The organism is Cetobacterium sp. ZOR0034 (assembly GCF_000799075.1).
Lineage (GTDB): Bacteria > Fusobacteriota > Fusobacteriia > Fusobacteriales > Fusobacteriaceae > Cetobacterium_A.
This window is the reverse complement of sequence record NZ_JTLI01000001.1, coordinates 21,036-34,632: the sequence shown is the minus strand read 5'-3', so window position 1 is coordinate 34,632 and position 13,597 is coordinate 21,036. Positions and strand designations below refer to the sequence as shown.

At 29.9% G+C, this 13,597-nt stretch carries 11 protein-coding genes; 3 read left to right on the top strand and 8 right to left on the bottom strand.

The features are described 5' to 3' along the window. The first annotated feature begins 72 nt into the window (after positions 1-72). Entirely contained in the window at positions 73-2,448 is a 2,376-nt protein-coding gene (lon, locus tag L992_RS00235; protein WP_047384461.1) for an endopeptidase La, read from the top strand. Between the two features lie 36 nt (positions 2,449-2,484). On the opposite strand, the gene yfcE is transcribed toward lon, so the two are convergent. Further along, positions 2,485-3,030: a phosphodiesterase gene (yfcE, locus tag L992_RS00230; RefSeq protein WP_047384459.1), complete on the bottom strand. Its 546-nt coding sequence runs from the start codon at positions 3,028-3,030 to the stop codon at positions 2,485-2,487. A 186-nt stretch (positions 3,031-3,216) separates the two neighbouring features. On the opposite strand from yfcE, the gene L992_RS00225 reads away from it, so the two are divergent. Beyond that, positions 3,217-3,396, top strand: coding sequence for a 4Fe-4S binding protein (locus L992_RS00225; protein ID WP_023049759.1), 180 nt, complete (start codon positions 3,217-3,219; stop codon positions 3,394-3,396). 143 nt (positions 3,397-3,539) lie between these two features. Then, on the top strand, positions 3,540-4,619 hold the full coding sequence (locus L992_RS00220) for an SEC-C metal-binding domain-containing protein (RefSeq protein WP_047393843.1): 1,080 nt from the start codon (positions 3,540-3,542) through the stop codon (positions 4,617-4,619). A 154-nt stretch (positions 4,620-4,773) separates the two neighbouring features. On the opposite strand, the gene L992_RS00215 is transcribed toward L992_RS00220, so the two are convergent. The 7 genes from L992_RS00215 to L992_RS00185 all read right to left on the bottom strand — a co-directional run bounded on the left by L992_RS00215 (position 4,774) and on the right by L992_RS00185 (position 13,594). Further along, a complete protein-coding gene (locus tag L992_RS00215) occupies positions 4,774-6,300 on the bottom strand; it encodes an AbgT family transporter (RefSeq protein ID WP_047384455.1) in 1,527 nt (508 codons plus the stop codon). A 192-nt stretch (positions 6,301-6,492) separates the two neighbouring features. After that, positions 6,493-7,557, bottom strand: a complete 1,065-nt coding sequence (locus L992_RS00210; RefSeq protein ID WP_047384454.1) for an aminopeptidase P family protein — start codon at positions 7,555-7,557, stop codon at positions 6,493-6,495. A 12-nt stretch (positions 7,558-7,569) separates the two neighbouring features. Next, positions 7,570-8,613: a tRNA 2-thiouridine(34) synthase MnmA gene (gene mnmA, locus L992_RS00205; RefSeq protein ID WP_047393841.1), complete on the bottom strand. Its 1,044-nt coding sequence runs from the start codon at positions 8,611-8,613 to the stop codon at positions 7,570-7,572. A gap of 8 nt (positions 8,614-8,621) precedes the next feature. After that, positions 8,622-9,329 (bottom strand): biotin--[acetyl-CoA-carboxylase] ligase, encoded by a 708-nt coding sequence (locus L992_RS00200; protein ID WP_047393838.1) that lies wholly within the window; start codon positions 9,327-9,329, stop codon positions 8,622-8,624. 47 nt (positions 9,330-9,376) lie between these two features. Beyond that, positions 9,377-10,366, bottom strand: a complete 990-nt coding sequence (galE, locus tag L992_RS00195) for a UDP-glucose 4-epimerase GalE (protein ID WP_047384447.1) — start codon at positions 10,364-10,366, stop codon at positions 9,377-9,379. 147 nt (positions 10,367-10,513) lie between these two features. Beyond that, on the bottom strand, positions 10,514-13,030 hold the full coding sequence (locus L992_RS00190; RefSeq protein ID WP_047384445.1) for a DegV family EDD domain-containing protein: 2,517 nt from the start codon (positions 13,028-13,030) through the stop codon (positions 10,514-10,516). Positions 13,031-13,045: 15 nt separating this feature from the next. Next, complete coding sequence (locus tag L992_RS00185) at positions 13,046-13,594, bottom strand: helix-turn-helix domain-containing protein (protein ID WP_047384444.1); 549 nt, start codon at positions 13,592-13,594, stop codon at positions 13,046-13,048. Between the last annotated feature and the right edge of the window lie 3 nt (positions 13,595-13,597).

Below are 13,597 nucleotides of genomic sequence, written 5' to 3'. Positions count from 1 at the left end.
ATTTTATAAAAGGAAATGTTATCAATTATATGTACTCTAACTATATGATAATATAAATTAAAGGAGGCGTCTATGACTTCAAATAATAATTCTACAGATCTTGTTAATATAAGAGATCTTTTACCTGAAGATATTCCTATTCTTCCACTTGTTATAAGACCTATTTTCCCAAATATTTTAACTCCAATTGCATTTACTGGAGAGGATTTTTTACAAGCTATTAAAGACGCTGAAGAACACTATAACGGCTTCATTGGACTTGTTTTTGTTAAAGATATAGACGACAACGATTATTTCAATTCTACACTTTATGACGTAGGAACTGTTGTAAAAATTAATAAAGTTACCTCTATATCACAAGATTCTGTGCAAGCTATTGTTTTTGGAGTAGAACGTTTTAAAAAGAAAAAAGTTGTTATTGGAAACTCTAGAATCTGCTGGAAGGTTAAGTATAATAAAGAATCTGCTGATTCTTCAGTCGAATTAAAAGCTTATATGTTAGCTATTATGACCTCTTTAAAAGAGATATTTGAAGTTAATCCTATTTTAAAAGAAGAGTTAAAACTTTTAGTTTCACAAGCTTCATATGATCACCCTAGTATTTTTATAGACTTTGTTTCATCTATGCTAAAAGCTGAGGCTAAAGACTTACAAGAACTTTTAGAAGAGTTTAATATTAATAATAGATCCCAAAGACTTTTAACGATGTTGAAAAAAGAGCTAGAGATTTCTCAACTTCAAGCTAAAATATCTAAGCAGATAGAGGACAAAGTTAGCAAGCAGCAAAAAGAATATTTTTTAAGAGAACAATTAAAACTTATCAAACAAGAACTAGGATTAGAAAAAGATGAAAAATCAGCTGTTGTTGATAAAATTGTTGATAAAATAAATCATATTCATCTTTCATCTGAAGCTGAAAAAATAGTAAACGAACAACTTGAAAAACTATCTATTTTAGATCAAGGTTCACCTGAGTATCATGTGGCTAGAACATATGTTGAATCTATTGTTGAGCTTCCTTGGGGAGTTTTTTCCAAAGATAGATTGGATATTAAAAAATCTAAAATGATTCTCGATAGAGATCATTATGGTTTAGAGGATATTAAAAATAGTATCCTAGAGTTTGTGAGTACTGTCATAAAAACTGGAAATGTAAATGGCTCTATTCTTTGCTTAGTTGGACCTCCGGGAGTTGGTAAAACATCTATTGGTAAATCTATAGCAGAATCATTAAATAGAAAATTCTATCGATTCTCTGTTGGTGGAATGGTTGATGAAGCTGAGATAAAAGGTCATAGAAGAACCTATATCGGTGCAATGCCTGGAAAAATTATTCAATCATTAAAACTCGTTCAGACTTCAAATCCTGTGATAATGATTGATGAAATTGATAAAATTGGAAATAGTTTTAGAGGAGATCCTGCTTCTGCTCTTTTAGAAGTTTTAGATCCTGAACAAAATAAAGACTTTTTAGATCATTATCTTGATATCAGATACGATCTCTCTAAAATTCTTTTTGTTACAACAGCTAATCAACTAGATACTATTCCTAGACCATTATTGGATAGAATGGAGATTATTCATCTCTCTGGTTATATTCTTGAAGAAAAACTTCAAATTGCACAAAAATATCTAATTCCTCAACAATTAAAGGCACACGCCCTAGATAATAAAGAGATTACAATCAGTAAAAATGCCTTAAAATTTATAATTGATAAATATGCTCGAGAAGCGGGTGTTAGGACTCTTGATAAATGTATTCGAAAAATAATGAGAAAAGTTAATCTCAAAATTGCTGAGGGAAATACTGATAAAGTTAGAATTAATGAAAATAATGTAGAATCATATTTGGGAGTACCAATATTTACAACTGAAGAATTATACCAAAAAGAAATCCCAGGAGTAACTCTTGGACTAGCTTGGACCTCTCTTGGCGGTGCCACTTTATATATAGAAGCCACAAGTATAAGTAATAAAGATAGTGGCCTTAAACTGACTGGGCAACTTGGCGATGTTATGAAAGAATCTGCAGAAATAGCATACTCTTATATTCGTTCTCTTTTATTTAAAGAGGAGAAATACTCTCCAGAAATAAAAGAATACTTCGACAAAAACAGAGTTCATTTACATGTCCCTGAAGGTGCGACTCCTAAGGATGGTCCTTCGGCTGGAATTACTATGGCTTTAGCTCTTTACTCTTTAGCTACTAATACACCTATAAAAAAAGGTCTTGCTATGACAGGAGAGTTAACTTTAACAGGAAAAGTTCTTCCTATCGGTGGCGTTAGAGAAAAAACTATTGCTGCTAGAAGAGTTGGTATTTTCGAACTTATTCTTCCTAAAGATAATAAAAAAGATTTCGACAGACTTCCAGATTTCTTAAAAACTGGAATAACTGTAAACTATGTAGATTATTTCACTGATGTCTTAAAATATGCCATAAAATAGATAAAATAAAAAAATAGAAGTGCAAACTTTGCACTTCTATTTTAATTTAATCTCTTTTATAATCTCCCCACTTAAATCTTTTATATAGAAAATATCATTTTCAAATAATCCATAGCTATTTTTATTTCCACCTTTCGGAAGTGTAATTGAACCTGGATTTAATATATATATTCCATTTTGATACTTAGCTACTGGTAAATGTGTATGTCCATATATAAGTACATCCCCTTCAGATATATTTGGAATTTTCTCCTCATTATATATATGTCCATGAGTTGCAAAAATTCTTTTTTTCTCTAAAAATAAAACAGTATAATCACTCATAATTGGATATTCTAATAGCATTTGATCCACTTCACTATCACAATTCCCCCTAACAGCAATTATCTTGCTTTTATATCTATTTAACATTTCTGAAACCTCTTTTGGATTATAATCCTGTGGAAGAGGATTTCTTGGTCCATGATATAATTCATCTCCTAAGATTAAAAGATAATCAGCTTTCTCTTTTTCATAAGCTTCTAATGCTTTATTAAGATAATAGCTTGATCCATGAATATCAGATATTACAAATATTTTCATACTTTAAATCACCTCTTATTTTTTTCTAATTATATATTAATTTCATTTAAAAAAAAAGGAATTTATTAATTTATTTTTAATAATATCCTAGAAAAGGGTTGCCTTTTGAATAGTAAAATGGTATACTTCTTGTCGAGTATACTTTAAATTTGTGTATTCATACTTAATATTTTTAAGGAGGTTATTATGGCTCATAGAATTAATGAAGATATCTGTATCGGATGTGGAACTTGCGAAGCAATCTGCCCAGTTAGTTGCATTTCTGAAGTTGATGGTGGAAAAAGAAGAATCGACGAGGACCAATGTATCGATTGTGGTGCTTGTGCAGGTGCTTGCCCTGTTGAGTGTATCGCTCCAGCTGAGTAATAATATTTAATGAGAGATCATAAATGATCTCTTTTTTATTTTTCAAATCCTACTCTGTATACCGAATCTACTTAATTTCTATACATTTTTGTATTTTTTTATTTTTATGGTATAATAGTAATAAAAAATGCTTGGAGGTCAACGTGGAAGACAAATTTTTAATTGAATCTTTAAATAGCCTACTTAAAGATGATCTTTTTAAAATTTTAGCTAAATTTAATATAAAAATCGCTAAAAGTACTGTAAAAGGGAAAATTATAGAAAAAATTGTTGAGGCTTATGAAAGTAATTCAAATACTTTTTTAGAAGTTTTTTCTAAAGATACATTAACTTACCTTTCTCAATTTAACACTGAAAATCATAAGGTAAGCGAAAAAGACTTCTTCGAATATGAAGAGTTTTTATTACCTTTACAAAGTTTTGGATTTATTTCTAAAACTGTTGTAAAAGAAAAAGATAATAACCACTATGTTATTTCAACTTGGTTTATTGAAACAATAAACTCTTTATCTGAAAAAGATGAAAATAAATCACTTATAGATTTCTATCAAGAGTTAGAGATGCTAATTTTAGGAATGATTAGATTCTATGGTGTTATTGATGAACATAAATTGTTAGATCTTTTAACTCCTACATTTAATGATATCACTCTTGAAAAAATACATACTTTTATTGATTCAAGATGGATTTTAAATGTATTTATCTCTAAATTAGAAGATTCTGGAAGCAAAACTATATATTTAATAGCTGATTCTGTATCTGAACCTGTAGATATTCTACATGAAACTATTAAGTATGAAGGATTAGAGTATAAAGTACTAAGTAATGATGAGTATAAAAACTACTGGAACTATTTCTACATCGAAAAAACTCAAGAAGTTGCCGATTTAATAGCTCTTTTAATGTCACATAAACTACAAGGTCCACAAATTGGTTTTGAAATTACAACTATTATTGACAGATTAAAAAATAATCTATCAGTTGAATCTATAGTTGAAGATATAAAAACTAGAATTACATTTGAAAACTCAAATGCTGAATCTATATTCTTAGCTCTAATAACTAAAATATCAAAATCATTACCTCTATGGATTTTAAAAGGTCACTCTTATACTGAAATATTTGGAGAAAATCAACCTCCTAGAACGGTTACTAAGATTGGAAGAAATGAAAACTGCCCTTGCGGATCAGGTAAAAAATACAAAAAATGTTGTGGAAAATAAAAAATAGGAGCTAGCTCCTATTTTTTTATTTAATTATATTTGGTTTAGTCAATTTCTATACCTTTATAGTATAGTATATTAAAGATTTTGTCAAGAAAATATTTTTATGCTTTAAAATAAAAAAAGGTTGGAAATTTCCAACCTTTTTAATTAATTAAAAACCTGGTAATAAAACTGAAGCTCCTGGTCCAATTGGTAATCCACTTAACATCCAAACTGCTAAGAATACTGACCATCCAATTAAGAACACTATTGAATAAGGAAGCATTACTGATATTAACGTTCCTAGTGAAGCTTTTTTATCGTATTTTTGCATGAATACAATTATCATTGCAAAATATGACATTAAAGGAGAAATTATATTTGTAGTTGAATCTCCTATTCTATAAGCTAATTGTGTAAATTCAGGTGAATATCCTATTCTCATTAACATTGGTACAAATACTGGTGCTAAAATAGCCCATTTAGCTGATGCTGATCCCATAAATAGGTTTAAGAATCCTACAATTATAATGAATCCTATTACTAGTGGAATTCCACCAATTCCTGCAGCTTCTAAGAAATCTGCACCTTTTACTGCTAATATTGTTCCTAAGTTTGTATACCCGAAGTATGCTATAAATTGAGCTGCGAAGAATACTAAGACAATATATCCTGCCATTCCTTGCATTGATTTCGTTAACATATCCATTACATCTGAATCACTTTTAATTGTTCCTATTGATTTTCCATAAGCTAATCCTGGAAGAGCAAAGAATAATACGATTACTGGAACTAATCCATTTCCTAAGAAGTTATGTCCTAATGCTAAATAAATTGGTACTAATAAAACTAGCATAACTACTGTTGCTAATCCTGCAGATCTTAATGCTTTTTTCTCTTCAGGTGTAACCTCTTGGAATTCATTTCCACCCTCACCAGTATATTTTCCTAATCTTGGTTCTACTATTTTATCATTTATTAACGTTCCTAAGAATGTAATTATAAATGTTGATGCCATCATAAAGTACCAGTTTGCTGTAGGTGCTACATAGTAAGTAGGATCAAGTATTCTTGCTGCCTCTGTTGAAATTCCTCCTAGAAGCGGATCTATAGTTCCTATTAGTAGATTTGCTGAGAATCCTCCTGAAACTCCAGCAAATGCTGCTGCCAATCCTGCTATTGGATGTCTTCCAAATGATATAAATATAAGTGCTGCTAATGGTGGTAATACAACATACCCCGCATCTGAAGCTACGTTTGACATTATCCCTAAAAATACAACCATTACTGTTACTAATTTTTTTGGTGTAGAAAGTGCTACTTTCTTTAAAATAGCTGCCATTAATCCCGATCTCTCAGCTATTCCTATACCTATTATTGCAACTAAAACTGTTCCTAAAGGTGCAAATCCAGTAAAGTTATTTACCATTGAAGTAAATATATAGTTTACTCCTTCTTTTGTCATTAAAGATTTAGTAGCAATTACCATCTCTTCTGTTTTCATTGTTTTTCTATTGATTCCAACGAAATCAACTGACCAACCTAAGGCTCCACCTATTCCTGAAATAATTACAACCATTACAGCTAATATTGCAAATAATGTTGCTGGATGTGGTAAGGCATTCCCTCCCTTTTCAATTATATTCAAGAATTTGTCTATAAAACTCTTGTTTTCAGTTCTTTTTAATTCAGCTTGCATAATCCCCTCCATATTGATAATTTATTTTCATTTTATATCAAAATGCTTAATAAACTTTCCAGTATTGTATAAAGAATATCATACTTTTGTCCAAATGAAAAAGATTAATTTTATATATCTTTTATAAATAAAATATATATTGTTCGTCAATTCGTGCTTTTTATGAACGATTTTTTATTTTTTTAAAAAAATTTATTTTATTTTTTTAAAAGTTTTATCTAAAGTTGTTAAAACTTCACATGAGTTTTTTCCAACTAAAATGTCATCTTCTATTCTAACTCCACCAAAATCTGGAACATAAATTCCAGGTTCTATTGTTATAATCATCCCTTCTTTTAATACCTTATTTTCAGCTTTAAAAGAGATTCCTGGGTACTCGTGTATTTGTAATCCAAATCCATGACCTAATCCATGACCAAAATTATCTCCATAGCCTTTTTGTTTTATAAAATCTCTTGCTATAGCATCTAATTCATGTACAGTAACTCCTTCTTTTACCGCTTTTATTGCTCTTTCATTTGCTTCTCTAACTATTTCATAAATTTCTAAGTGTTTTTCTGTTGGATTATCCCCTACATAGAAAGTTCTTGTTATATCTGAGGCATATCCCTTATAAAAACATCCATAATCTATTGTCAAAAAGCCTTCTTCTACTAATTTTTCACTAGCAACACCATGGGGTAAAGCCGATCTTTCATTAGATGCTACAATTATATCAAAAGAAGCTTTTGAAGCACCTAACTTTCTCATCTGATACTCTAACTCGGCTGCAATTTCTCTCTCTTTAACTCCAACTCTAATTTTAGACATACTTTCTTTCAACGCTTGCTCTGCAATTTTTACAGATTCTCTTATTATTTCTATCTCTTCTTCTGATTTAATCTCTCTCTCTTTTGTAAAAGTGTCATCTAAATATATAAATTCAACTTCAGGAAAATTACTTTGGAACAATTTAAATTGATCAAGTGTAACACTTTGATTTTCAATTGCTATTTTCTTTATTTTAAACTCTTCTAATAATTCTCCCACTTTTTTTAAAGCTGAGATATTTTCACAAATTAATTCAAAACCATTTTTTTCTACTTCACTCTTTCCTTGAGATACATATCTAAAATCTGTTATAAAAAATCTCTTATCTTTTATAGCTATCGCTACTCCTGTTGTTCCTGTAAAACCTGTAAAATATCTTACATTTAGTAGATTTGTTACTAAAATTGCCTCTACCCCTTTTTCATCCATTAATCTTTGTAACTTCATTTTTTAACCCCCTTAAAATATTATTTTTCCTCCAGCAATAACCAAATCATCACTATATATAACTAGATGCTGTCCTTTAGCATTTTGTGGATTCTCCTCTTCGTATTCTAAATATATCTTTTTATTCTCTTTAATTACTTTTCCATAAAAACCTAAACTAGAAAACCTGGGTTTTACGAATACTCTCATCTCTAAAAGAGTTTCTAATGGAATTTGAGTTTTAAAATCTGCTAGTTCAACTTTTTTTCTATATAACTCTACATAATCACCTAAAATTATCTCATTTTTTTCTGGAATAATATCTATGATAAAATATACTTTTGAAAATAGAACTCCCAATCCTCTTCTTTGACCAATTGTGTACAACTGATATCCTTGATGTTGTCCTAAAACATTCCCATTTTTATCAACATAATTTCCTGGCTCTATTTTATCACCTAAAGCTTTTTTTAAAAACTCTAAATATCCTTCTTTTGCAAAGCAAATACCCTGACTATCTTTTTTATCGTGAACTTTTACTCCATAATTTTTAGCTTTCTCTCTTACCAATGTCTTTTCATACTTTGCTAATGGAAACATCATTCTCTCTATTATTTCTGAATCTATTCTATATAGCATATAACCTTGATCTTTTCTTATATCTTTTGGTTTTTTAAATAAACTTTTTTCAAATCTATTATCCCTACTTACCTCACAATAGTGACCTGTACCTATGTAGTAAGCATCTTTTAAATTTGCAATTTCAATCAGCTTCTTCACTTTTATGATCTCATCACAAACGACACACGGAGACGGTGTCATTCCTTTTGAATATTCATCAATAAAATATTTTACAATTTTTTCATTGAATTCATCTACTATATCTAAAATAATATGCTCTATATCTAACTCTTTTGCTAAAGATATAGCATCCTTCAAATCCTGTGACTCTCTTTGCTCTTTGCTCACAACTAAAGTCACACCTATAACTTCAAAACCATCCTCTTTTAACATATATGCCGAAGTTGAAGAATCAACTCCACCACTCATTCCTAATACTATTCTTTTTTTATTCATATACTCCTCTATTTTTTTGCTATGTGAATTGAACCAATATTATATCTCTTTATTTCATTTCCTACAAATACCTCAAGAGTTCCATCTTCTAAAATATCTCCAGCAATTCCGCTTTCCTCTTTATCGAATGTAACAATATCAATTCTTCTTCCATACAGATAATTTACTTTATTTATTTTTTCCAGAATTTCTTTCCAACTTCCATTTTTAAACTCTTTAAAATTTTCAAAAAAATCTGAAACTATAGTCATTATAACTTCTTCTAGGTTATATTCTTTTCCTGTTTTTTCTCTTAATGACATACCTCTATCTTTAGCTTCTTCTAAATTTAAATTATTAACATTAAGTCCAATTCCAATTATATAGTGATCTTTTATTTTTTCAACCAAAATTCCACTTATTTTTTTCTCTTCTAAATATAAATCATTTGTCCATTTAAATTTATAATCTAAATCCTCTATTTTTTTTAAAGAATATAATAAAGAATACCCTACTAAAAGTGGAAGTTTCATATACTCATCTTCAGATATTTCGAAATCATGCTTTAAAGCAAAAGAAAATAGTGCTGCTCCTTCTGTTGAAACCCACTTATTTCCTCTTCTTCCTCTTCCAGCATTTTGAACTTTAGCTATTGCTAAATCTTTCTCTAATATATCATCTTTCTCTCTTAAAAATCTATTTGTTGAATCTATCTCATCAAATCTATATATTCTCATTCTTTCTCCTTAAAATAAAAAATTAGGCAGAACTCTGCCTAATTTTTTTAGTCGTTATATCCTTCTGGATTTTCTTTATGCCATTTCCATGCTGTTTCAATTATTGATTCTAACGAAGCATATTTAGGTTTCCATTTTAATTCGTTCATAGCTTTTTGAGAACTCGCAACTAATTTTGCCGGATCTCCAGCTCTTCTAGGAGATACCTCAGCTGGTATTTCATGCTTTGTAACTTTTCTAGCTACATCTATAACTTGTTTAACCGAGAATCCCTCTCCATTTCCTAAATTATAAATTGTACTATCTCCACCATTTTTTAATCTATCTAATGCTAAAATATGAGCATCAACCAAATCCATTACATGAACATAATCTCTAATACAAGTTCCGTCCTCTGTTGGATAGTCATCTCCATATATTCCTATTTTTTCTCTTTTTCCTAAAGCCACTTGTAAAATTATTGGAATTAGATGTGTTTCAGGACTATGGTCTTCTCCAATCTCTCCTGTTGGATATGCTCCAGCTACATTGAAGTATCTAAGAGCTGTATATTTTATTCCGTAAGCATAGTCATACCATTTTAATAGTTTTTCAACCATTAATTTACTTTCACCATATGGATTTGTTGGATTTGTCTCATCCGTTTCAAGAATTGGAATATTTTTTGGTTCTCCATATGTTGCCGCTGTAGAAGAGAAAACTATATTTTTTACTTCAAACTCTCTCATTATATTTAATAAATTCATAGTTCCAAGGACATTATTGTCAAAATATTTAGCAGGATTTGTCATACTTTCTCCAACTAATGAATCTGCAGCAAAATGTATAACTCCTTCTATTTTATTCTCTTTAAATACTCTTTTTAAAAATTCTATATCTCTTAAATCTCCTAATGCCAACTTTATATTCTCAGGTACTGCTTCTACATGCCCCGTTTGCATGTTATCTAAAACAACAACCTCTCTTTTTGCTTCTAATAAAGCTCTAACCGCATGACTTCCTATATATCCGGCTCCACCACAAACTAATATTGCCATCTTTCTCCTCCTATGGTTTTTCTTTATTATATTTTCTTTTTAATGTCCAGTCAATCCTTTTAAATCTGTTTCTATACAATCTTATTTAATTTATTAAAAAAAGATATATTTTGTAAAAATAGCTAGATTAAAATCTAGCTATTTTTATTATCTTATTTTATTTAAAATTCCCATTCCATATACAGGACCAGTATGAGATGCTATAGTTGCCCCAATCTCCATTCTAGCTCTATAATCTAACTTCTTAGTTTTTTCAGCTATACTTCTTAGTTGGTCTGCTGCTTCTAACTCATTACGAGTTCCTCCCCAACCAGTATACATTATAATAGAATTCTTTTCGTTTTTAATAAGTTTCTCCATATAAGATAAAGCTCCTCTTTCACCAAGTGCTTTAGCCTCGATACAAACTTCCCCGTTCTCTAATTTTAAAACAGGTTTTATTTTTAAGAATCCACCAATAACTGATGATGCTCTTCCTATTCTTCCACCTTTTTCTAGATAAGATAACTCTTTTACAACAAAGTAAACTTTCATTTTGCTCTTTGTTTCATCTATCCATTCAATAATTTCATCAAATGATTTTCCATCTTTTACCATTTTTGCTGCCTCAATAACGATATGAGCCAAAGCAAATGTTACAACTTTAGAATCTACTATAGCTATATCATCCTCTTTGTTTAACATACCTCTTGCTACTCTTGCAGCTTGTTGAGTTCCACTCAATTTACTCGAAATATGTATAGAGATAATCTTTTTATATCCTCTCTCTAACAATTTCTCATATAACTCTTTGAACTCTGCTGGTGATGGTTGAGATGTTTTTGGAACAACTCCCTCTTTTAACAATTGTTTCCAGAACTCACCTTTAGACATATCTACACCATCTCTGTAATATGTATCTCCAGCCAATTTGATTTTTAACGGTATAATATCAACATCTAAGCCTTTTATCATTTCTGGAGTTAAATCAGACGTAGAATCTGTTACAATTGCTATTTCAGGCAACTCAGGGTTTCTATTAGTTATATATATATAGTATGGGTAATTTTCTTGCCCTATTACTAAATCTGAATATCTAACTGTCGACTTAATTCCTTTTAAAACTTTATTAGCTTCCTCTGTTGAACCTTTTCCTATACACGCGAATATATTTAAAGTTTCGCTATTTACACACATCTTATAAACAGTTTCTATTAAAGTTTCTAAAGTTGCACCTTTAGCTTTTATTTTTCCATTTACTAAAGCTATATAATCACCTTGAGATATGATCAACTCATCAACTTTCGTATCTCTTACTGCTTGAGTTATCTCTATTGATGTATTAAATGGAAGTTGTTTTAGAATTTCATCCATTCCAAACTCTTTATTTTTTACAACATACTCACCCTCTAGCATAGTTTTAGTTTCTAAAACCATTACCTCTTTTGAAGCTCTTTCTGCAGCAATTTTTGCTGATGATATAATATTTTTGTTATTTGGTAAAATAACTATTTTATCAGCTTTTATTTTATTGATTCCCTCTTCTATATCAGCAACACTTGGATTTTGTGTTTGTCCACCTATTAAAACAGCTGTTGCTCCATTATCTAAGAATAAGTTTCCTAACTCCATGTTATCAACAATAGCAAAATAAGCTATCGGTTTGCTATTTTCATTCTGAACTAAAACTTTTCCTTTTTTATCAACTTTATAATGCTCAGCATCAGCTAATAGCATATTTTTATGTTGAATTTCCATATTATCAATTTTTATATTTGATAAATTTCCTAATTTTCCAGCTATTTCTAAAACTAGCCCTGGATTATTTGTATGGATATGAGTTTTTGTTTTCTTTGATGTCTGTGCACAAACCATTGAATCTCCATGATTTACAATTTTTGATTTATAATCATCTAAATCAAAATCTCCAGATTCTATAACAAACTCTGTACAATACTTAAATTTAATATCTTCAAAAACATGAGTTCCTGAATGTTCCATAATATCTTTTCTTTTAGCTTGAGATTGAACTATTCTCTCTAAATCATGTAACATATCTGGATCTGTAACAGATTTTTCAAATCCTTCTAAGATATAGAATATTCCTTGCCCTCCTGCATCTACAACTCCAGCTTCTTTTAACTTAGGTAATTGATTTGGAGTTTCTTGTACCGCTTCTTGAGCAGCTTCTTTTAAATATACTAAGAACGGAATAAAATCATCTGAAGGTCCTGTATACTTTTCAGCCTCTTCTGCAACCCTTCTTATTACAGTTAACATCGTTCCTTCAACAGGTTCACTTACTGCTTTATATGCCTTTTCTTTAGCAATTCTAAAAGCAATCTTAACATCTTCTACTCCAACTTCCTCTTTGGTTCTAACACCATCTAAGAATCCTTGAATTATTTGTGATAAAATTGTTCCTGAGTTTCCTCTAGCTCCTAAAAGAATAGCTTCTGATACAATATCTGCTAACTCTTCCATATCCGGTTCATGGTTTAATTTTATTAACTCATTCTCCACCGCTTGCAATGTCATTGACATATTTGTTCCTGTATCTCCATCTGGAACAGGATACACATTTAAATCATTTAGAACATCTGAATATTTTGATAACCATCTACTTGCTGCAATTAACAATTTTGTTAATCTTGTAGAATTCAATACCTTAACTTCTATATTCATTATTTTCCTCCATTATTAGAATGTAGGTGGATTTACCACCCAAAGAGCTCTTGCTCTTTTATCTGTATTATTTTTAAATCTATGCTTTTGACTAGATTTAAAGTAGAAGCTATCTCCTTCGTGTAAGTTGTGTACAGCTTCCTCTATATATATATCAATACTCCCTTCAAGAACAAATATAAACTCCTCTCCAGGATGTGTATAATAGCTTCTTCCGCTTTCTCCTCCTGGCCCAATCTCATATAAAATTGGCTCCATGCTCTTCTCTATATTTGATGATGTTAAAAGTGATAATGTTGTATTCGAATCCACACTCTCTACAAATTTTCTCTCTTTTGCTCTAATTAAATCAGAATTTTTCTTTACCTCTTCATCTTCAATTAGATAACTAACTCTTACGTCTAATGAGTTTGCTATTTTCTTCAAATTTTCAATTGAAGGAGATGCTTTTCCTTGTTCTATTTGTGATAAAAAGCTAGCTGATAAATCGACCATTGTTGCCAACTCTCTTAATGATAATGATTTTTCATTTCTGCTCTTTTTTATTCTCTCTCCTATACTCACTTT

Coding starts and splice junctions, on each gene's coding strand:
- L992_RS00225 (WP_023049759.1), top strand. CDS start 3,217: ATGGCTCATAGAATTAATGAAGATATCTGTATCGGATGTGGAACTTGC.
- L992_RS00200 (WP_047393838.1), bottom strand. CDS start 9,329: ATGAGAATATATAGATTTGATGAGATAGATTCAACAAATAGATTTTTA.
- lon (WP_047384461.1), top strand. CDS start 73: ATGACTTCAAATAATAATTCTACAGATCTTGTTAATATAAGAGATCTT.
- L992_RS00190 (WP_047384445.1), bottom strand. CDS start 13,030: ATGAATATAGAAGTTAAGGTATTGAATTCTACAAGATTAACAAAATTG.
- L992_RS00210 (WP_047384454.1), bottom strand. CDS start 7,557: ATGAAGTTACAAAGATTAATGGATGAAAAAGGGGTAGAGGCAATTTTA.
- mnmA (WP_047393841.1), bottom strand. CDS start 8,613: ATGAATAAAAAAAGAATAGTATTAGGAATGAGTGGTGGAGTTGATTCT.
- L992_RS00215 (WP_047384455.1), bottom strand. CDS start 6,300: ATGCAAGCTGAATTAAAAAGAACTGAAAACAAGAGTTTTATAGACAAA.
- galE (WP_047384447.1), bottom strand. CDS start 10,366: ATGGCAATATTAGTTTGTGGTGGAGCCGGATATATAGGAAGTCATGCG.
- yfcE (WP_047384459.1), bottom strand. CDS start 3,030: ATGAAAATATTTGTAATATCTGATATTCATGGATCAAGCTATTATCTT.